Raw genomic sequence first — 19,074 nt, 5'->3', positions numbered from 1 at the left:
CCATCGAACGAGGAGATTCGTCGTGCAGTCGACCAGCGTTCCGGCGCGCCGGGAGGTCACGCCGCTGGAGTTGTTCTTCGACCTGGTCTACGTCTTCGCGATCGGCCAGCTGTCACATCAGCTGTTGGCGCACCCGACATGGACCGGCGCCGCCCAGACGCTCGTGCTCTACCTCGCCGTCTACGCGGCATGGGCCTACACCACCTGGGCGGTCACCCTCGTCCCGGCCGAGGACCCGCGGACCCGCCGGATGCTGCTGACGGTCATGCTCCTGGGGCTCTTCATGAACGCCGCCATCCCGCGCGCCTTCGGCGATGCCGGATGGGCCTTCGTCGTCACCTTCCTGCTGATCCATCTGGGCCGGACGGCGTGGCTGCTCAGGGTGGGTCTCGACCGGCGTGAACAGGAGCATTGGCGCCGCGTCCTGGTCTGGTTCACCGCGGCCGCCCCCTTCTGGCTGACCGGCGCGGCGGCCGACGGCGGCGCACGGCTGGTCTGGTGGGCCGCGGCGACCCTGATCGAGCTGGCGGGCACCTGGACGGCGCATCCCCTGCCCGGCCGCAGGCTGGACTCCCGGCAGGTCGGCTTCGCGGGCAGACACCTGCTGGAACGTGGTCGCCTTTTCATGATCATCGCGTTCGGTGAGGCGATCCTGACCACCGGCACAGCGCTCACCGCCGCGCCGTACGTGCCCATGACCCTGCTGACCAGCGGCGTGGCGCTCACCGGCACGGTCGCGTTGTTCTGGCTGTTCTTCAGCCGCTCCGAGCACATCGTGCGCCACTACGAGCGGACCGAGGACCCCATACGGGCCGGGCGCAGCGGCGTCTACAGCCTCATGGTCTCCGTCGCCGGGATGATCGCCGCCGCCGCGGGCGACGAACGCGTCATCGCCCACCCGGTCCATCACGCCGGTATCACCACGAACCTGCTGCTGTTCGGCGGGCCTGCCCTCTATATCGGCGCGCAGACCTGGCACGGGGCAGCCTTGTTCGACGACCTGCTCCGGTCACGGCTGCTCGCGCTGTCCGCTCTGGTCATCGGCTGCGCCGTCACGATGACGGCCCCGGCGTACCTGGCGGCCGTCATCGCCGTCGCGATCGTGGTCGCCCTGGTCATGGTCGAAGAGCGCCGTCCGGCGGGTGACGGGCCTGCGCGGCCGATCCCCTCAGGCCTCCAGGTCACTGACAGGAACACCTGACCTACGGCACCCGCGGCCACCCTGCCCGTCGGCAGGGACATCGGCAGGCCGTTCGGTGAGACCAGCGCCCCGTTCCCATTCACCCTGTTCACCCCATTCGCCGGGAGGATTTCATGGGCATGTACGCCAGTACCGTCATCGTCACCGGAGCCGGCCGGGGCCTTCACCTGGCGCTCGCCGCTGAGCCGTCAAACCGTGGCGCCGCCGTCCACGCCGGTGCCCGCAACACCGACCGGGCAGCGTTCGGGCACGGGTCGACCGGTGTGCGGGAGCGGGTGGCCCGGCCCGGGGGCGGGGCGCCATGACGGAGGCCGACGTGTTGATCTGCGAGGCCCAGGAGTTGATGCGGGCCGGCCTGCGCATGGTCGTGGACGGCCAGCCGGATCTCACGGTCGTCGGCGAGGCCGGTGACGGCGAGACAGCTGTGGCGCTGGCACTCACGCTGCGCCCGGACCTCGTCCTCATGGAGGTGCGACTGCCGCGCCTGGACGGCATCTCAGTCACCGCGCAATTGCGCGCCGCCCTGCCCGACACGCGAGTGCTCGTCCTCGCCGCCTGCGACCGCGACGAGTACGCCTACGCGGCCCTGTGTGCGGGAGCGAGCGGCTTCCTCGTCAAGGACACACCGGCCGCCGAGTTGCTCGTCGCCATCCGCGGCGTCCTGCGCGGCGACACGATGATCGCCCCTTCGGTGACGCGGCGGTTGATCGACCGGTACGTCACGGGCGCCGTCGCCCCCCTCGCCGACAAACGCCTCGACGTCCTCTCCGACCGGGAGCGTGAGGTGCTCGGTCTGGTCGCCCGCGGGCTGAACAACGCGGAGATCGCCGGGAAGCTGTTCCTCGGCGAGACCACGGTCAAGACACACGTGGCCCACGTCCTGTCCAAACTACGCGTCCGCGACCGGATACAGGCCGTCGTCGTGGCCTACGAGAGCGGACTCGTTCGCCCCGGCGGATGATCCAGGCGGGCGCCCAGGATGACGCCCAACGACCTGGCCGCCGCCTGATCGGACCCCGCGGGCCTTCAGATCTACACAGCGGCGGACCCGGCTCGACGAAGTCGCCGGGTCAGGAATAGCCCCGCTTCCGCGCACGACAAGTTCACCACGCCGGGGCAATCCTCCGGCTCTGACTCAAGGAATTGGCATGCCCTCAATCAACCGACGTACCCGTATCTCCCGGCGCACCGCGATGGCGCTGGCCGGCATCTCGGTCGTCGCGGCTCTCACCGCCACGGCACCGAGCCTGGCCAATGCCGTGGGCGACAGATCCAGCGGCACGCGACACTCGGCCACCCAGACGCAGAACACCGAGAGCGCCAGCACCGCCCCCAACCTGCGCGTCAAAGCGGCCAACGGCGTCACCTACCAGTACCGCCGCTTCGGCCGTCCCAGCCCCGGCAGCGTGCCCCTGGTCTTCCTGCAGCACTTCCGCGGCACCCTCGACAGCTGGGACCCGCAGCTCATCGACACCATCGCCGCCAAACGCGAGGTCGTCCTCGTCGACAACGTCGGCGTCGACGGCTCCACCGGCACCACCCCCAGCACCGTCCAGCAGATGGCCCTGGACGCCATCGACTTCATCGACGCCCTCAAACTGCCCCGCTACGACGTGCTCGGCTTCTCCCTCGGCGGCGAAGTCGCACAGGAGGTCGCCCTGCGCCGCCCCTGGCAGGTCCGCCGCGTCGTCCTGGCCGCCACGGGCCCCCAGGGCGGAGTGGACCAGCGCGCATCCGACCCCGACATCCTGCAAAGGACACTGAAGGACAACCCTGGCCCCGAGGACTACCTCTTCCTCTTCTTCAAGAACACTCCCACCAGCCAGGCCGCGGGGAAGCAGTTCCTGCAGCGCCTCGGCAGGCGCACCACCGACCACGACGCCCCCTCCAGCCTCACCACCCGCGACCACCAGCTCACCGGGTGGTCCGACTGGGGCATCCCCGACAAGTCCAGGCTGGTCCGCCTCAAGGCCCTCTTCCAGCCCACCCTGGTCGCCGACGGCGAGAGCGACATCCTCATGCCCGCCAAGAACTCCCACCTGCTGGCCAAGCACCTCCCCAACGCCCAACTGCACATCTACCCGGACGCCGGCCACGGCTTCCTCTACCAGTACGCCGTCAAGTTCGGCACCGAAGTGAACACCTTCCTCGACCGCTGACAGCCCCTCCGCCACACGGCGGTGCCCTGCCGTAACCCCGTGGCCTGGTCGGACCAGCCGTATCTTCTCGCGTCTGCACATTGACCACGCACACCAGTGGCCACCTTGCGTTCCTCTGACCAACTGTGGGCGCCCGCGCCCCGGAGCCGAGGTCGAGCTGCGGGACGGAGACGGCAGGCCCGTGCCGGTCGGGCAGGTCGGGCAGGTCGGTGAACTGTATGTGCGCGGCGGCAGCGGTCACTTCGAGTAGAGCGAGCGCGAGTTCGCGGCGACCGTCGCCGTCAGCGCTCTCAACAGCCGGGCGGTCAGCAGGGCTGCGCGCAGGGCTCTCTTGTCGGTCTTGCCGACAGCGGCACCATGGTTCGGCGAGACGATTGCTCGTCAGGGCAGTTCCGGGTAGAGGGCGGCGGCGCTCGCCGAGCCGATACCGGCGTTGGTCTCCACAATCGGTTTCATCGCTGCATCAACTAATGATAGAAATGCAACACTAGAGAAGCCGTTAATGAAAGAGTCGTAGCTTTCACGTATCGTCTACAAGAAAGCAGGAACCGACGACGACGCGGCAGGAGACAGACATGGGCCGAGCACTGCGGGCAGATGCCGAGCGCAGTGTGCGCGCGATTCTGGAGGCGGCCGAGCGGGTCCTCGCCCAGGACGCCGGCGCCTCCATGGAGCAGATCGCCGAGGCGGCGGGACTGACACGAATCACCGTGCACCGGCGGTTCGCCAACCGGCAGGCACTCCTGGAGGCGCTCGCCGTCTCCGCGAAGCAGCAGCTCATCGAGGCCATCGAAGACGCCCGGCCCGACGCAGCCCCCGCCCTCGTCGCGCTCTACCGGGTGACCGCGAACACCCTGCGGGTCAAGAGCACCTGGCGGTTCACCCTCGGCCACGCCACACCCCACACCGAAACCGCAGCCGCCCTCTGGGACGACATCAACGCCCGCACCCTCCGCCTCCTCGCCCGAGCACAAGGCGAGGGACTGATCGCGCCGGACGCGGACCTCAAGTGGACGCGGCAGGTGTACATCGCCCTCCTCAGCGAGGCCATCAACCGGCCCGATGGCGACCAGGACCCGGACGCCCTGGCCAACCTCGTCATCGACACACTCCTGCATGGCGCAGGACCACACGACTGAGCCCCACGCGCGACCACACCCACCGGCCAGAGGCAACCAGGCCCAGACGTTCCACGGTGTAGGCATGGGCGGCCGTCACAACCGGGTGCCGGTCGACGTCGGTCCCGCAGACCACCAACGATTCAGAGCCCCTTACCAGAGCCGACGCGGCGGACCAATGTCTTCCCGGTGTGGGGATCGATGCGGATGCGACTGCGGCGCCGTGGTGCACCAGCAGTTGCCGTCGTCGTCCCACGCCAGACCAGGCCGACCAGACCAGGTCCGACCAGACCAGACCAGGCCAGGCCAGACCAGGCCGGGTCGGTGCCGTACCGCCCCCGGACAGCCGGACCGGGTCGGACCAGAGGCCGGCCGTGTCGGTTGCCGTGAACAGCGGGTTGCCGTCGCCGCTCACCTTCGTGACGATCAGCCGGAAGCGGCCGTCGTGGTAGCGGAGCGTGGGCGCATAGCTCCCTGCCGCAGCCTGGCCGCCCTGCGTACCGCGCGGGCTACACCCCGGGGTGCGGGACGGTAGTGGAGCGCACGATGAGCCGTGGAGCGAGTTGCGCGGGGTGGGTTGGGCGACCGGTGTCCTCGATCCGGGCGGTCAGCAGGGTCACCGCGGTCGCTCCCATGTCTTGGCGGGGGGTGTCGATGGTGGTCAGGTCGATATAGCCGAACTGGGCGAGAACCGTGTTGTCGAAGCCGATCAGCGAGAGGTCTTCCGGCGCACTCATCCCTCGATGCTTGAGGGCCGCGAGGACACCGAGGGCGGACAGGTCGTTGGCCGCGAAAACCGCGGTGGGAGGGTGGGAACTCGACAGCAGGATCTCCGCTGCTCGCCTACCGCCGTGCTCGGTGTAGTCGCCACGGACAATGCGGCTGTACGCGGACAGTCCGTGCTGCTCCATGGTGTCGAGGTAAGCCCGGCGGTGGCTCTCAGCCCCAGGGCCCTTGCCGCCGTCGATGTGGGCGATGTCCGCATGGCCGAGTCCGACGAGATGTTCGACGGCGAGGCGGGTGCCGTGCCGGGTGTCCACCGCGACCGAGTCGACGCCCTGTACATGACGGCCCACGACGACCAGGGGCACGCGGCCGGCGAGCTCGCGCAGGTCCTTCGACGGCAGACGGGGACCGACGAGGACGATGCCGTCCACCCGGTGCTCCAGCAAACCGTCGACAGCCCGTCGCTCGGTGTCCGCGGTCAGAAGTTCTCCGCCTGAGAGGAGCACGCCGTAGCCGGCCTTCTCGGCCTGTTCCTGGACGCCGGTGAAGATCTCCGTGTAGACGGGATTGCGCAGCTCCACCAGGACGACCCCCACCGTCATGGTGCGTCGGCTGGCGAGCTGGGCGGCATGGGCGTTGGGGCGGTAGCCCAGCTCGGCCGCCGCCTTCAGTACCGCTTCCCGGCGCCGTGCGGAGACGCGGGGGTCGTTTCGCATCACCAGGCTGGCCAGGGACCGCGATACGCCGGCTCGGGCCGCGACATCCTCCAGCGTTACCGACACGCAACCTCCCGGACCTATTGACGTACTCGTTGGAGCGCTCCAAAGTTTAGGTCATTGGAGCGCTCCAACAGAAGCCGTCCTCCGGCGCCGCGACGCCGCTCGAGCCACGCGATCTCCAGGACCTCAGGTTCTGAGCCCGCACGGTTCCCTCTCTTCCTTTCTCTGTCGGACAGTAAGGTTCAAGACAGATGCACCGCTCTTCTCATCCGCGCAGATTCGCCTCCCTCGTGACCGTGACCACGGTCACGGCACTGGCCCTCGCCGGCTGCTCCAGCAGTTCGGGCGGGAAGCAGGCCGAGCAAAGCGCCGGCGGCTTGTCCGCGGGCAAGGCGACCACTCCCCGTCTGACGGTCGCGATGATCACCCACCAAGGGCCCGGCGACACCTTCTGGGACATCGTCCGCAAGGGCGCCGAGGCGGCCGCCGCGAAGGACAACATCCGGCTCGTCTACTCCGGCGACCCGAGCGCGGCCAACCAGGCCAACCTGGTCCAGAACGCCATCGATCAGAAGGTCGACGGCATCGCGATCACGCTCGCCAAGCCCGAGGCCATGAAGGACGTCGTACACAAGGCCACGGCAGCGGGTATCCCCGTCGTCGGCCTCAACTCGGGTGTGAGCGAGTGGAAGAAGCTCGGCCTGATGGAGTTCTTCGGTCAGGACGAGACCGTCGCCGGCGAGGCGTTCGGCAAGAAGCTGAACGAGGTCGGCGCGAAGAAGGCCGTCTGCGTCATCACCGAGCAGGGCAACATCGGCCTCACCAAGCGCTGCGACGGCGTGAAGAAGACCTTCCAGGGCAAGACGGAGAACCTCTACGTCAACGGCACCGACATGCCTGCCGTGAAGGCGACGATCACCGCCAAGCTGCAGCAGGACCGCTCCATCGACTACGTCGTCAGCCTCGGCGCCTCGTACGCGCTGACCGCCGTGCAGTCCGTGTCCGAGGCGGGCAGCAAGGCCAAGATCGCCACCTTCGACCTGAACAAGGACCTCACCGGCGCCATCAGCGAGGGCGCGATCCAGTTCGCGGTCGACCAGCAGCCCTACCTCCAGGGCTACCTGGCGATCGACTCGCTGTGGCTGTACAAGAACAACGGCAACTACATGGGCGGCGGTGAACAGGCGATCCTGACCGGCCCCGCCTTCGTCGACAAGTCCAACGTCGACCAGATCGCCCAGTTCGCCGCGAGGGGCACCCGTTGATGAGCCTGGACCGGCGGTCGGCGCCGGCGGTGACCGCACCGCCGGTCCCCGGCCCCACCGGTTCCGTCGCCGCGGACGACTCGGCCACCTCAGTCACCCGAGAGCCGGCGCACCAGCCGCACGGGAGAGCTACGGGCCGGACCGGAGCTGATGCGATGCGGGTGGAAGGCTGGGCCCGGGCCCCGTTCGAAGCCCTCGCCGATGTGTTCGCGCGAGTCGTCGCGGAACAGGGAGGCGGTGCCGCCGCCCTGGCGATCTACCTGGACGGGCATCCTGCCGTAGACCTGTCGTACGGAGGCCCTGGCGACGCCCGGTACCTGCTGTTCTCCGTCTCCAAGGGCGTCTCGGCGATCGCCGCCCAGCACGCGCACGCTGACGGACAGCTCGACCTCGATGCCCCGATCTGCGATGTCTGGCCCGCCATGCGGCGGACAGCGACCCGCCGCATCACCACCCGCCACGTGCTCAGCCACCAGGCGGGGCTGCCCCTGGTCGACCAGGAGCTCACCGTGGAAGACCACCTGGCCGGCAGGCTCGAACCCGCCCTGGAGCGACAGGAACCCCACTGGGAACCAGGGACGAAGCACGGCTACCACGCCATTACCTACGGCGCCCTGCTCGACGGCGTCTTCCGGCGGGCCCTGGGCATCAGCGTCGCCGATTACATCGACGCACACATCCGGCAACCGCTCGGTCTCGGCCTCGCTCTCGGGGTTCCGCCGTCGGACAACCACGACGTGCTACCGCTGCGGACACGCCCCCCGATGCGCACCCCGCTGCAGTCGGCGCGCGCAGGGCTGCTCTTCGACGCCGTCGGCCTCGGACTGCTCGATGACCCCTCGGTCTTCAACCAGCCGGATGTTCTCGCAGCGACCTGGCCCGCGACCAACCTGGTCGCCGGTGCCCGCGACCTGGCACGGCTGTATGCCGCGGCCGTCGGACCGGTTGACGACGTACGCCTGCTGGACGCCGAGAGCAGTGCCGCCCTCGCCCGCACCCGCTCGATCGGGCTCGACGAGGTCCTCGGCGAGCCGTCCCACTTCGGTTCCGGAGTCCAAAGGCCCACGGCTCGTCTTCCCCTGCTCGGCCCGGCCTCGTACGGCCATGACGGACACGCCGGCTCGCTCGCGCTGGCCGATCCCCGGTTCTGCGTCGGCATGGCCTTCACCACCAACGTCAGCCCGCCCGTCGGCGGAGCGAGTGCCGCGGCCCTCACACTCGTCGCGGCGGCGAGGCACTGTCTGAACGCATCCGGCCGCGGCACGACCGAATGATCGGCTCAGGTGCGGTCGACCGGAGCGTCGATGCAGTACCAAGGGCTACACACGAAACGGCGGTCACCCCACCACCGCAGGATGCCGCCGATCGCACGAAAATCTGTGAAGTGCCCCCAACGGGATTCGAACCCGTGCTACCGCCTTGAAAGGGCGGCGTCCTAGGCCGCTAGACGATGAGGGCTATCGGCCCGCCTGGGCGCCTCGCGGCGCGTCGGGGACGTGAGAAGCATATGGGATGCCGGGAGGTATCGCCAAAACGGTTTACGGAGCCGTGGTGGACGGAGTGGGGGACTGGGTGGAGGAACGGGTGGGGGACTGGGTGGGAGAGGCCGGTGAGGGCGACGGGGTCGCTCCGGGCTGGTTCTCCTGGGGGAGGTGGCGGCTGACCTCGGCCGTCGTCAGGCCCAGGCCGCCGAGCTTGATCTCGTCCCAGGCCTGGAGATGGCGGGTGGCGCGGTCCATATAGAGGATCGACGCCTCGATGGGGTCGGGATACTTGCCCTCGATCGCGCGCAGGCCGCTGCCGCCCGTCGAGCCCTCGATGCGCAGCCGGGTGCCGTTCTTCATGATCTCCATCTCGTTGTGGTGGAGATGGCCGGCCAGGACCAGCGGGACCTCGCCGTCGACCAGGCGGGCCGCCGACGGTTCGTGGGCGATGGCGACGTCGACCGGTGTGCCGGCGGCGTCCTGGGCGCGCAGCGCGGCGGCCAGCCGGGCGCCCGCCCGCTCCTGGGACTCCTCGGCGCCGGGTTTGTCGGCGCGGTCGGGGGTGAATTGAGGGTCGCCGATGCCGGCGAAGCGCAGGCCCTCGATGGTCTCGGCGCGGCCGTCGTCCAGGACGTGGACGTTCTTCAGGCCTTCCAGGTAGCGCTGGGTGGTCCGGGAGTCGTGGTTGCCCCGGACCCAGACGTAGGGGGCACCGAGGTCCTCGATCGGGTCCAGAAAGCCGTTCTCGGCCGCCGAGCCGTGGTCCATCGTGTCGCCGGAGTCGACGATCACGTCCACCTTGTACTGGTCCACCAGCGAGGCGATGATCTTCCAGCTCGCCGGGTTGAGGTGGATGTCGGAGACGTGCAGGACGCGGATGGTGGACGGGTCGGGTGCGTAGGTGGGGAGCGTGGACGTGGCGTCGTACAGCTTTGTCACGTTGGTCACCAGGCGGGCCAACTCCTTCTGGTAGACGTCGAATTCCGTGACGATGCTGCGCGCGTTGCCGACCAGGGAGGGTGCGGAGGACAGCAGGCCGGAGAACTTCGGCTCCAGGATCGACTCCGGGTTCCAGGTGGCGTACGCCGTTCCTCCGGAGGCGACCAGCAGGGTCAGCGCCAGGCCGCCGGCCGCCAGGGCCCGGCGGGGGCGGCGGTAGACCGCGAGGCCGAGGGCGGTGGCGCCCGAGACGACGGCGACGCAGGAGCGTACGGCCAGGTCCAGGGTGCCGTGTTCGACGTCCCGGCCGACCTCGTCCTGGAGGCCCGAGAGGCGTTCGGGGTGGTCGACCAGGGCCTGGGAGCGGACCGGGTCGAGCTGGTCGACGTTGACGTCCAGGCGGACGGGGGCGTGGTGGCTGTCCAGTTGCAGCGCCCCGAGCGGCGAGACGTTGATCTTCGTGCCGCCGGTGAGCGACGGGCGCAGGGTCATCGTCGTGTTCATGGGGCCGACCGGGGTCCGCACGTTGCCGACGATCAGGAGACCGAGCCAGGCGCCGAGGACGACGACGGCGACGAGGCCGCAGGCCCGCGTCCAGGGGTGGGGCTGGGGGACGAGTTCGACGGGCGGGGGCGGGGTGTGGCCGCGTGCGCGGCGGCGGGCCAGGGTGCGCGAGGTCCTGCGTAGGGGGTTCACGACGTTCCGGACTGCGACGGGGACGCGGGCCATTGGTCCCGTATGCCCAAGTCCGCGCGTCGATATGCGGGTGTGCTCATGACTCTCATACGGCTGCCGCGTGCCGGACAATGGCCCTGTGCTGGAGATGACGCGCGAGGAGTTCGAAGAACTGGTGGCCGAGGCGCTGGACCGGATTCCGCCGGAGTTGACGCGGCTGATGGACAACGTCGCGGTGTTCGTCGAGGACGAGCCCCCGACGGACGATCCCGAGCTGCTCGGGCTCTACGAGGGGACGCCGTTGACCGACCGGGGCGAGTGGTACGCCGGGGTGCTGCCGGACCGGATCACGATCTACCGGGGGCCGACGCTGCGGATGTGCGCGTCGCGGGAGGAGGTCGTCGAGGAGACCGAGGTGACGGTGGTGCATGAGATCGCGCACCACTTCGGGATCGACGACGCCCGGCTGCACACGCTCGGGTACGGGTGAGCCTGGTCGATACGGGGCGCGTGTCCTCTTGTGGGCGGCGGGAGTTGGAGAGGTTGACTCCCTCGCCCTCCACCGGAGGTGGCTGCTCGTGCGCCCCTTGTACGTACCCGTCCGTCTGGCCGCCACGGTCATGGCCGTCGCCGCTGCCGCCGGCTGCATGAGCGTGGGCGAGGACGACGACGGGGGGAGCGCCAAGCCGTCGCGCTCCGCCGGGCAGCGGGGCGGTGAGGTGCCCGACGGCGGGGCGGAGGTGTCGGGCGGCGGGCCCGGAGCCGGCGCGGCGGTCGGTGACGGCAAGCACGGGCACGGCAAGCACAAGAAGGGCAAGAAGGGCAAGGAGGGCTCCTCCGCGTCGCCTTCGGCGTCCTCGTCGGCGCAGCCCGGTGTGTCCGCCCCGGCGGACGACGAGGGAGGCAAGGCCGGCAAGGGCCGGCCGGGGAAGCCCGTGGAGCCGGGGGTGCCCACGCCGACCGAGGAGCAGCCCAGCCCTACCCGAACGGCCGAGCCCGAGCCGACACCCACCCCGCCGCCCGCGTCGCCCACGCCGACTCCGACGGTCGCGGAGCCGTCCTCGTCGGCCCACGAACCGGCCGGACCGCAGCTGGCCCAGCGGGAGCCGGCACCGGCGGCGGGGTCGCCGGCGTAACCCGGAATGCGCTGCTGACCTGCGGTGATGGGGGTCGGTTTGCCTTTAGGGGGAGGGGGTGCGTATGGTAATAGATCGTTTGACCATCTTGCCCGGCGCCAACGCAGAGCGCGCCGTGTGGCGCGTACTCTCCCTTGCCGTGGCTGACCGCATAGAGGCGGTCGTATTGCGAATCACGGAGTTGACGGGCGCGTGCCGACGAGACTCCGGAAGGTTTCGCATACGCATGTCCATTTCCAGTACTGATCACATCGTCGTGCCCGAGAACGGCGACAACGCCGAGAACCCCGAGAACGACGTCGTGATCGAGTCGACCGAGACGATCGTCGCGACTGAGACGACCGAAACGATCGTCGCGACTGAGACGATCGAGACGAACGGGACGAACGGGACTCCCGAGGTCACCTTCGCCGCACTCGGTCTCCCCGACGGCGTGGTGCGCAAGCTCGCGCAGAACGGCGTCACCTCCCCCTTCCCGATCCAGGCCGCGACCATCCCGGACGCCCTGGCCGGCCGCGACATCCTCGGCCGTGGCCGCACCGGCTCCGGCAAGACCCTCTCCTTCGGTCTGCCGACCCTGGCCACGCTGGCCGGCGGCCACACCGAGAAGCGCAAGCCGCGCGCCGTCATCCTCACGCCGACCCGTGAGCTCGCCATGCAGGTGGCCGACGCGCTCCAGCCCTACGGCGACGTCCTCGGCCTGAAGATGAAGGTCGTCTGCGGCGGTACGTCGATGGGCAACCAGATCTACGCCCTGGAGCGGGGTGTGGACGTGCTGGTCGCCACCCCGGGGCGGCTGCGCGACATCATCAACCGCGGTGCCTGCTCGCTCGAGAACGTGCAGATCTCCGTCATCGACGAGGCCGACCAGATGTCCGACCTGGGCTTCCTGCCCGAGGTCACCGAGCTGCTCGACCAGGTTCCCTCCGGCGGCCAGCGCATGCTCTTCTCCGCGACCATGGAGAACGAGATCAAGACCCTGGTCGACCGCTACCTGACCAACCCGGCCACGCACGAGGTCGACGCGGCGCAGGGCGCGGTGACGACCATGTCGCACCACATCCTCATCGTGAAGCCCAAGGACAAGGCGCCGGTCACCGCCGCCATCGCCTCCCGCAAGGGCCGCACGATCATCTTCGTCCGTACGCAGCTGGGCGCCGACCGTATCGCCGAGCAGCTGCGCGACGCCGGTCTGAAGGCCGACGCGCTGCACGGCGGCATGACGCAGGGCGCGCGGACGCGGACGCTGGCCGACTTCAAGGACGGTTACGTCAACGCGCTGGTCGCGACCGACGTCGCCGCCCGCGGTATCCACGTCGACGGCATCGATCTGGTGCTGAACGTGGACCCGGCCGGTGACCACAAGGACTACCTGCACCGTTCCGGACGTACCGCTCGCGCGGGCCGCTCCGGCACCGTCGTCTCCCTGTCGCTGCCGCACCAGCGCCGGCAGATCTTCCGGCTGATGGAGGACGCGGGCGTCGACGCCTCGCGGCACATCATCAACTCCGGTACGGCCTTCGAGCCCGAGGTCGCCGAGATCACCGGCGCCCGTTCGATGACCGAGGTCCAGGCCGAGGCCGCGGGCAACGCGGCGCAGCAGGCCGAGCGCGAGGCCGTCCAGCTCGCCAAGCAGTTGGAGCGGGCGCAGCGGCGCGCGACCGAGCTGCGCGAGGAGGCCGACCGCCTGGTCGCCCGTGCCGCCCGCGAGCGGGGCGACGACCCGGAGGCGGCGGTCGCCGAGGCGCAGGCCGCGGTCGCCGAGGCGGCGGCCCAGGCCTCCGTGCCCGCGCAGCCGGTGTCGCAGGACAACAGTTACAAGTCCGACAGGCGGGACGACCGTGGTGACCGTGGCGGGTTCCGTCGCGACGACCGTGGTGACCGTGGCGGTCGCTCCTCCGAGCGTCGTGACGACCGGGGCGGCTTCAACCGCGACCGTAACGACCGTGGAGGCCGTTCCTTCGAGCGTCGTGACGACCGGGGCGGTGACCGCAACGACCGTGGCGGGCGTACCTTCGAGCGTCGCGACGACCGTCGGGACGACCGCGGTGGCCGTTCGTTCGAGCGTCGTGACGGCGGCGACCGTGGCGGCTTCCGCCGTGACGACCGGGGCAGCGACCGTAACGACCGTGGTGGACGTACCTTCGAGCGCCGTGACGACCGCGGTGGTGACCGCGGTGGGCGTACCTTCGAGCGTCGGGACGACGAGCGTGGTGGCGGCTTCCGCCGTGACGACCGTGCCCCGCGTTCCTTCGACCGCCGGGACGAGCGCGGCGGACACCGTGGCAGCGACCGTCCGTTCAACCGCGACCGCCAGGCCGAGCGCCCCGGCTTCCGTCCCGGTGGCCACGACCGCCCGTCCGGCCGTCGTGACGACCACCGTGGCACCACCGGTACCGGCACGGGCACCGGTACCTTCGGCCGCCGCGACGACAAGCCGCGCTGGAAGCGCAACGGCTGACGCCGGTTGTAAGTAAGTAGTCAGAGCGCCGTGGACCCCGGAGACCGGGGGCCACGGCGCTTTGTCATGGGCGAGTTGTGCGGCCCGAATACCTCGAATCGATCGGGGCAGGCGACGAAAACGCACGCCGGATGTCGGGCGGCACAGGCCCCGGCACCGGCCAGGCCGACGAAGGGCAGTGCTGATGCCGACGAACTTATCCGCCGACCCCGGTGTGCAGGTGTGCTCCCTGAAGGTCGACACCCCGCAGGCGGTCTCGCCCGGGACGACGTACCAGATCGTCAAGTTCCCTTTCGGGGCGAAGGAGTCGACCGACCGGTTCGAGATGCACCAGGCCACGCAGCCTGACGGGTACGTGGTGGAGGACTGGGAGAAGGATGACCGCAGCGGCCTGATCTGGCCCTCGAAAGCAGGCTGGGGACACCTGTACGCCATGATCCAGTGGGGGGAGCCCAGCGGCGTGGGCGCGTATACCGAGCTGCGGGATCAGTACGTGCGTGACCCTCTCGGCCTGACCCCGAACCCCAACGACACCACCGCGACCGAGCATCGCGCGCCGACACCCGGCGGCCAGTACTTCGTCAAGAACCACGGCCTGTTCGTCACCCCGGGCACGCCCCTCGCACTGCGCGTGACGCACAACGCCGCCCTCCCCGTGGCGTTGAAGCTCGCCGAGTTCAAGCTCGTGATTCACGACGCCGCGTAGGCGGTAAGCCGACGAGGGCACTTTCTGGCCAAGTCGTGACGTGTGTCACGCCCCTGGCAGGGGAATCGCTGGGGACATGACAGATGACGCCACAGCGAGTGGGCTCACGGACGAGGAACGGCTGGCCCAGCTCGGCTACACCCAGGTTCTGGCACGCCGCATGTCGGCGTTCTCGAACTACGCGGTCTCCTTCACGATCATCTCGGTCCTGTCGGGCTGCCTGACCCTGTACCTGTTCGGCATGAACACGGGCGGCCCGGCGGTGATCATGTGGGGCTGGGTCGCGGTAGGCCTGATGACGCTCTTCGTGGGCCTGGCGATGGCCGAGATCTGCTCGGCCTACCCGACGTCGGCGGGCCTGTACTTCTGGGCGCACCGGCTGGCGCCGTCCCGGACCGCGGCCGCCTGGGCGTGGTTCACGGGCTGGTTCAACGTGCTGGGCCAGGTGGCGGTGACGGCGGGCATCGACTTCGGGGCGGCGTCGTTCCTCGGCGCGTACCTGAACCTCCAGTTCGACTTCGAGGTGACCCCGGGCCGGACGGTCCTGCTGTTCGCCGCGATCCTGATCCTGCACGGCCTGCTGAACACCTTCGGCGTGCGGATCGTCGGCCTGCTCAACAGCGTGAGCGTGTGGTGGCACGTGCTGGGCGTGGCACTGATCGTCGGCGCCCTCACCTTCGCCCCCGACCACCATCAGTCGGCGTCCTTCGTGTTCGGCGAGTTCGTGAACAACACGGGCTGGGGGAGTGGGGTGTACGTGGTGCTGCTGGGCTTGCTGATGGCCCAGTACACCTTCACGGGCTACGACGCCTCGGCCCACATGACGGAGGAGACGCGCGACGCGTCGACGGCGGGCCCGAAGGGGATCGTGAGGTCCATCTGGACGTCCTGGATAGCGGGCTTCGTGCTGCTCCTGGGCTTCACCTTCGCGATCCAGTCGTACGATGGCGCCCTCGCGTCCCCGACGGGGGCGCCGCCGGCCCAGATCCTGCTCGACGCCCTGGGCGCGACGGCGGGCAAGCTGCTGCTGTTGGTCGTGATCGGGGCGCAGTTGTTCTGCGGGATGGCGTCGGTGACGGCCAACAGCCGCATGATCTACGCGTTTTCGCGGGATGGCGCGCTGCCGTACTCGAACCTGTGGCACACGGTGAACCCGCGCACCCGCACGCCGGTGGCCGCGGTGTGGCTGGCGGCGCTGGCAGCGCTGGTGCTGGGACTGCCGTACCTGATCAATGTCACGGCCTACGCGGCGGTGACCTCGATCGCCGTGATCGGCCTGTACATCGCGTACGTCATCCCGACCCTGCTGCGGATCCGGAAGGGGGACGCCTTCGAGCGGGGGCCGTGGCACCTGGGCCGCTGGTCGCGGGTGGTGGGTGTGGTGTCGGTGGTGTGGGTGGGTGTGATCACTGTGCTGTTCATGCTGCCGCAGGTCTCCCCGGTCACCTGGGAGACCTTCAACTACGCCCCGATCGCCGTCCTGGTCGTCCTCGGCTTCGCGGCGACCTGGTGGCTGGCGTCGGCCCGCCACTGGTTCCTGAACCCGGACCACGAACGGACGCGGGTGCGTGAGGCGGCTCGCGCGGGGGCGCCCGAACCGGTGGATCCGTAACACTCCGCGCGTTCCGACCACGCGGCGACCACCCGACACGGCCGTGGCCCCGATACCCGATCGGCGACACGGCCGCGTCCCGCTATGCTCGGGGTGGCAACATCGCCTGGGCCCTTAGCTCAATTGGCAGAGCAGTGGACTTTTAATCCATTGGTTGTGGGTTCGAGTCCCACAGGGCCTACCAGGAAGCCCCAGTTCAGAGCACATCTGAGCTGGGGCTTCAGTGCATTTCGGGGGCCTGGAGATCGTTAGCTCGCCCTATGCTCGCCCGAAGTGCAGACGATCAAGACATGGAGCGGCCCCGGCCGGATCGGCGTCCGGCCGGGGCCTGGTACCGCCCGCCCCCAACGGGGGGTGGGGACGGGCGGGGGTCTTCAGTGGCGGCGTATGGGATAGCTGGGCCCCGTCGGTGATGGCGCGGGCTTGCACCAGACTGGGCAGACGTAGATGGTGGCGCCCGGGCCCGTCGGGGACGGGTTGTCGATGGTGTCGAACGAGCCCTTCAGGGGCTTGTTGCAGCGCGCACAGAAATTCATCGACGCCTTCCAGGGGTGCGGGGAACGTATGGGGTGACCGCGCAGGAGGGGCAGGCGTAGACCTCGATGCTGAGGTCGTGGCTGCCGAGCGTTCCGGTCGCTCGCCCTTGGGACTTGGCGCCCTTGCTGAGCGGGGCGGCACACCAGACGCAGGCCCAGCCGTCGAACTGTGGGCGGGTGAGGTCCAGCGCGGACGGTAACGGTCGCCCCCGCTGCGGGGGCTTCTCGGTGTTCCTCACGGCAGGTCCGCCAGCGGGACCAGGTCGTAGACCTCGCGGCAGGACCGGCAGGCGAAGCAGTTGCCGCCAGACCCGGATCCCTGCTCGTGGACCTGGATCAGGCGGACGCCCCACGCGTAGTTCTGGTGCCAGGCGCACCAGCCGTAGCCAGTGGGGGTGTTCGTGGCGCCCGCGGTCTGCGTAGGCTCCGGCATGTCGACTCCAACCAGTCGGCCGTGCCCGGGGCCGTTCACAGCGGCCGCCGGGTTTCGTTGTGTCTCCCGACGCTAGGAGCGTGACGTGCAGCTCAGCCAGCAATGTGCAGAACTGTGCAGCACACCCACTCTGTAGAGGCACGTTGGCGGAATCACGCCCTTGACCCTGCGGCTGTGTTGCGTGACGGTGTTGCAGAAAACTGCACAACATATCGAGGGAGACAGCCGTGGCACTGCAGTTCATCGGTATCGACCCGAACACCGGCGACGACGAGAGCCCTACAGTCTGGGTCGACCAGGAGAAGCAGGAACTCGTACTCCAGGGCTGGAAGCCCGCCCCCGAACTCGAAGCGGAGTGCGCCGAGTTCACCATCCCCGGCCATGCGGTGGGCATCCCGGAACACGAGGCCGTGATCCGTATCCCCGCCAGGATGGTGCCGATGATCAGGGAGGCGTGCGATGCCGTCGAGCGTGCCGACGTTCGCTGAACTCATCGCAGGCTGTACCCACACCGCGGTGCACCTGGAGATGCGCGATGCTTACTCGGTCGACAAAGAGCGGCAGCAGTTCGAGGCATGGCGCCAGGGATTCCGCCACGACCCGGCGGACCGGGCGTCCTGGTGGCGGCCGTGGCTCGACATGGTCCAGGAGACCGTTGCCCGCGGCGTCGTTGTACGGCGCGCCCGGATCGTGTCCGAGCCCGTCAGCGAATACATCCGCTTCGAGCACTCCGGCACCTTCACGAACGTCGCCGCGGGCGAAGAGGTGCGCTGGCTGCCCCGTCGCCGCGCCTCGGACATCCCGCTGCCGGGCAACGACTTCTGGCTCTTCGACAGCCGCCTGATCCGGTGGAACCACTTCACTGGCGACGGCGGGTCAGCAGGCCAGGAACTCACCGACGATCCCGCCGCCGCCAAGCTGTGCGCCACCGCATTCGACGAGGTGTGGGCCAGGGCCGTCCCTCACGACCAGTACGAGATCCACTAGCAGGAAGCACCGGTAAGCCAGCTCATGCCTGTCTCCCCATCCTCGTCCGCCCAGGCCGCGCGCGCAGCTGTCGCCGGACGACTGCGCGGCCTCCGCAAAGAGGCAGGACTGACGATCGCCGAGCTGGCAGACCGGTGCGGCTGGCACCACTCCAAGACGTCCCGCATCGAGAACTCGATCACTGCTCCCACCACCAACGACATCCGCCAGTGGTGTGCTGCCACCGGAGCAAAGTCCCAGGCGCAGGACATCGTCGTGCAGTCGGTGAACGCCGAGTCGATGTACAGGGAATGGCGCCACCAGACCCGCAGGGGTCTGACGGAGCTACAGCAGAACACCGGCAAGCTCTTCCGCACCACCGACCTGTTCCGCGTGTACTCGTCCACGCTCGTCCCCGGTCTCCTGCAGACCGAGGGTTACGCGGCCGGCGTTCTCGGCGCGGCGGCCCGTTTCCGTCAGCTCCCTGACGACGACAGCAGCGAAGCCGCGCGCGCCCGGGTCGAGCGCTCGCGCATCATCCACGACCCCGGCCGCCGCTTCGTCCTGCTCATCGAAGAGCCGGTTCTGTACTGCCAGATCGCCGACGTCGACGCCATGGCTGCGCAGCTCGGCTACCTCCTCACCGCTGGCGCGATCTCCACGGTGTCCCTCGGCATCATCCCGGCAGCCGCGAGCCTGCGTTCTCAGTGGCCGCGCGAGACCTTCCACGTGTACGACGACAAGCTCGTGTCCGTCGAGTTGGTCTCCGCCAGGGTGCGGATCAATCAGCCCTCTGAAATCGAGCTGTATGTCAGGGCGTTCGAGGAACTGCGCGGCATGGCCGTGTACGGGGCCGAGGCTCGCGCCCTGATCCTGAAGGCCATTGAGGCACTGCACTGACCCCGGGCATGACGAAACGCCCCCTGCACGGCCGCGTG

18 protein-coding genes and 2 tRNA genes are annotated in these 19,074 nt (G+C 69.4%); 16 read left to right on the top strand and 4 right to left on the bottom strand.

The genetic code is table 11. The features are described 5' to 3' along the window. Positions 1 to 22: 22 nt before the first annotated feature. From AB0I77_RS29835 to AB0I77_RS29815, 5 genes are all read left to right on the top strand, one after another. Positions 23 to 1,201 carry a low temperature requirement protein A gene (locus AB0I77_RS29835; protein ID WP_363285833.1) on the top strand — a complete coding sequence of 393 codons (1,179 nt, stop codon included), beginning with the start codon at positions 23 to 25 and terminating at the stop codon, positions 1,199 to 1,201. Between the two features lie 119 nt (positions 1,202 to 1,320). Continuing rightward, positions 1,321 to 1,506, top strand: a complete 186-nt coding sequence (locus AB0I77_RS29830; protein ID WP_363285832.1) for a hypothetical protein — start codon at positions 1,321 to 1,323, stop codon at positions 1,504 to 1,506. Then, the gene (locus AB0I77_RS29825; RefSeq protein ID WP_363285831.1) at positions 1,503 to 2,162 is read left to right on the top strand and encodes a response regulator transcription factor; all 660 of its coding nucleotides are present in this window, start codon (positions 1,503 to 1,505) and stop codon (positions 2,160 to 2,162) included. The genes AB0I77_RS29830 and AB0I77_RS29825 overlap by 4 nt, the downstream gene beginning before the upstream one ends. A gap of 187 nt (positions 2,163 to 2,349) precedes the next feature. After that, entirely contained in the window at positions 2,350 to 3,360 is a 1,011-nt protein-coding gene (locus tag AB0I77_RS29820; protein WP_363285830.1) for an alpha/beta hydrolase, read from the top strand. A gap of 575 nt (positions 3,361 to 3,935) precedes the next feature. Then, complete coding sequence (locus AB0I77_RS29815; RefSeq protein ID WP_363285829.1) at positions 3,936 to 4,499, top strand: helix-turn-helix domain-containing protein; 564 nt, start codon at positions 3,936 to 3,938, stop codon at positions 4,497 to 4,499. A gap of 488 nt (positions 4,500 to 4,987) precedes the next feature. Here AB0I77_RS29815 and AB0I77_RS29810 read toward each other — a convergent pair whose 3' ends face one another. Beyond that, positions 4,988 to 5,986: a LacI family DNA-binding transcriptional regulator gene (locus AB0I77_RS29810; RefSeq protein ID WP_363285828.1), complete on the bottom strand. Its 999-nt coding sequence runs from the start codon at positions 5,984 to 5,986 to the stop codon at positions 4,988 to 4,990. A gap of 188 nt (positions 5,987 to 6,174) precedes the next feature. Here AB0I77_RS29810 and AB0I77_RS29805 point away from each other — a divergent pair, with 188 nt between their 5' ends. Both AB0I77_RS29805 and AB0I77_RS29800 read left to right on the top strand, forming a co-directional pair. Then, positions 6,175 to 7,188, top strand: a complete 1,014-nt coding sequence (locus AB0I77_RS29805) for a sugar ABC transporter substrate-binding protein (protein ID WP_363285827.1) — start codon at positions 6,175 to 6,177, stop codon at positions 7,186 to 7,188. A 155-nt stretch (positions 7,189 to 7,343) separates the two neighbouring features. Then, positions 7,344 to 8,462 (top strand): serine hydrolase domain-containing protein, encoded by a 1,119-nt coding sequence (locus AB0I77_RS29800; protein WP_363285826.1) that lies wholly within the window; start codon positions 7,344 to 7,346, stop codon positions 8,460 to 8,462. Positions 8,463 to 8,573: 111 nt separating this feature from the next. Here AB0I77_RS29800 and AB0I77_RS29795 read toward each other — a convergent pair. Then, a tRNA-Glu gene (locus AB0I77_RS29795) sits at positions 8,574 to 8,646 on the bottom strand. Positions 8,647 to 8,726: 80 nt separating this feature from the next. Further along, positions 8,727 to 10,340, bottom strand: a complete 1,614-nt coding sequence (locus tag AB0I77_RS29790) for a metallophosphoesterase (protein ID WP_363285825.1) — start codon at positions 10,338 to 10,340, stop codon at positions 8,727 to 8,729. Between the two features lie 85 nt (positions 10,341 to 10,425). Between AB0I77_RS29790 and AB0I77_RS29785 the strand changes: the two genes are divergently transcribed. The 6 genes from AB0I77_RS29785 to AB0I77_RS29760 all read left to right on the top strand — a co-directional run bounded on the left by AB0I77_RS29785 (position 10,426) and on the right by AB0I77_RS29760 (position 16,385). Next, positions 10,426 to 10,776, top strand: a complete 351-nt coding sequence (locus AB0I77_RS29785; RefSeq protein ID WP_363285824.1) for a metallopeptidase family protein — start codon at positions 10,426 to 10,428, stop codon at positions 10,774 to 10,776. A gap of 88 nt (positions 10,777 to 10,864) precedes the next feature. Then, a complete protein-coding gene (locus AB0I77_RS29780; protein ID WP_363285823.1) occupies positions 10,865 to 11,422 on the top strand; it encodes a hypothetical protein in 558 nt (185 codons plus the stop codon). A gap of 226 nt (positions 11,423 to 11,648) precedes the next feature. Then, a complete protein-coding gene (locus AB0I77_RS29775; protein ID WP_363285822.1) occupies positions 11,649 to 13,883 on the top strand; it encodes a DEAD/DEAH box helicase in 2,235 nt (744 codons plus the stop codon). Between the two features lie 184 nt (positions 13,884 to 14,067). Next, positions 14,068 to 14,589: a hypothetical protein gene (locus AB0I77_RS29770; protein WP_363285821.1), complete on the top strand. Its 522-nt coding sequence runs from the start codon at positions 14,068 to 14,070 to the stop codon at positions 14,587 to 14,589. A gap of 76 nt (positions 14,590 to 14,665) precedes the next feature. Continuing rightward, the gene (locus tag AB0I77_RS29765) at positions 14,666 to 16,201 is read left to right on the top strand and encodes an amino acid permease (RefSeq protein ID WP_363285820.1); all 1,536 of its coding nucleotides are present in this window, start codon (positions 14,666 to 14,668) and stop codon (positions 16,199 to 16,201) included. A gap of 108 nt (positions 16,202 to 16,309) precedes the next feature. Beyond that, positions 16,310 to 16,385: transfer RNA gene (locus tag AB0I77_RS29760), tRNA-Lys, on the top strand. 587 nt (positions 16,386 to 16,972) lie between these two features. Here the strand turns inward: AB0I77_RS29760 and AB0I77_RS29755 are convergent. Further along, positions 16,973 to 17,170: a hypothetical protein gene (locus tag AB0I77_RS29755; protein WP_363285819.1), complete on the bottom strand. Its 198-nt coding sequence runs from the start codon at positions 17,168 to 17,170 to the stop codon at positions 16,973 to 16,975. 227 nt (positions 17,171 to 17,397) lie between these two features. Between AB0I77_RS29755 and AB0I77_RS29750 the strand changes: the two genes are divergently transcribed. The 3 genes from AB0I77_RS29750 to AB0I77_RS29740 are packed head-to-tail and all read left to right on the top strand — an operon-like array spanning position 17,398 to position 19,036. Continuing rightward, complete coding sequence (locus AB0I77_RS29750; RefSeq protein WP_363285818.1) at positions 17,398 to 17,658, top strand: hypothetical protein; 261 nt, start codon at positions 17,398 to 17,400, stop codon at positions 17,656 to 17,658. Next, complete coding sequence (locus AB0I77_RS29745; RefSeq protein WP_363285817.1) at positions 17,630 to 18,157, top strand: DUF6879 family protein; 528 nt, start codon at positions 17,630 to 17,632, stop codon at positions 18,155 to 18,157. The genes AB0I77_RS29750 and AB0I77_RS29745 overlap by 29 nt, the downstream gene beginning before the upstream one ends. Before the next feature lie 24 nt (positions 18,158 to 18,181). Next, entirely contained in the window at positions 18,182 to 19,036 is an 855-nt protein-coding gene (locus AB0I77_RS29740) for a helix-turn-helix transcriptional regulator (RefSeq protein WP_363285816.1), read from the top strand. The last annotated feature ends 38 nt before the right edge of the window (positions 19,037 to 19,074 follow it).

This window comes from Streptomyces sp. NPDC050619 (assembly GCF_040654815.1).
GTDB lineage: Bacteria > Actinomycetota > Actinomycetes > Streptomycetales > Streptomycetaceae > Streptomyces.
Note: the sequence above shows the minus strand (reverse complement) of the source record. Positions and strands in the feature narration are given on the sequence as shown.

Excerpts from the sequence above, each read along its gene's own strand:
- AB0I77_RS29770 (WP_363285821.1), top strand. The coding sequence starts at position 14,068 with ATGCCGACGAACTTATCCGCCGACCCCGGTGTGCAGGTGTGCTCCCTG.
- AB0I77_RS29825 (WP_363285831.1), top strand. The coding sequence starts at position 1,503 with ATGACGGAGGCCGACGTGTTGATCTGCGAGGCCCAGGAGTTGATGCGG.
- AB0I77_RS29765 (WP_363285820.1), top strand. The coding sequence starts at position 14,666 with ATGACAGATGACGCCACAGCGAGTGGGCTCACGGACGAGGAACGGCTG.
- AB0I77_RS29830 (WP_363285832.1), top strand. The coding sequence starts at position 1,321 with ATGTACGCCAGTACCGTCATCGTCACCGGAGCCGGCCGGGGCCTTCAC.
- AB0I77_RS29820 (WP_363285830.1), top strand. The coding sequence starts at position 2,350 with ATGCCCTCAATCAACCGACGTACCCGTATCTCCCGGCGCACCGCGATG.
- AB0I77_RS29740 (WP_363285816.1), top strand. The coding sequence starts at position 18,182 with ATGCCTGTCTCCCCATCCTCGTCCGCCCAGGCCGCGCGCGCAGCTGTC.
- AB0I77_RS29745 (WP_363285817.1), top strand. The coding sequence starts at position 17,630 with ATGCCGTCGAGCGTGCCGACGTTCGCTGAACTCATCGCAGGCTGTACC.
- AB0I77_RS29805 (WP_363285827.1), top strand. The coding sequence starts at position 6,175 with ATGCACCGCTCTTCTCATCCGCGCAGATTCGCCTCCCTCGTGACCGTG.
- AB0I77_RS29755 (WP_363285819.1), bottom strand. The coding sequence starts at position 17,170 with ATGCCGGAGCCTACGCAGACCGCGGGCGCCACGAACACCCCCACTGGC.
- AB0I77_RS29815 (WP_363285829.1), top strand. The coding sequence starts at position 3,936 with ATGGGCCGAGCACTGCGGGCAGATGCCGAGCGCAGTGTGCGCGCGATT.
- AB0I77_RS29790 (WP_363285825.1), bottom strand. The coding sequence starts at position 10,340 with ATGGCCCGCGTCCCCGTCGCAGTCCGGAACGTCGTGAACCCCCTACGC.
- AB0I77_RS29800 (WP_363285826.1), top strand. The coding sequence starts at position 7,344 with ATGCGGGTGGAAGGCTGGGCCCGGGCCCCGTTCGAAGCCCTCGCCGAT.
- AB0I77_RS29775 (WP_363285822.1), top strand. The coding sequence starts at position 11,649 with ATGTCCATTTCCAGTACTGATCACATCGTCGTGCCCGAGAACGGCGAC.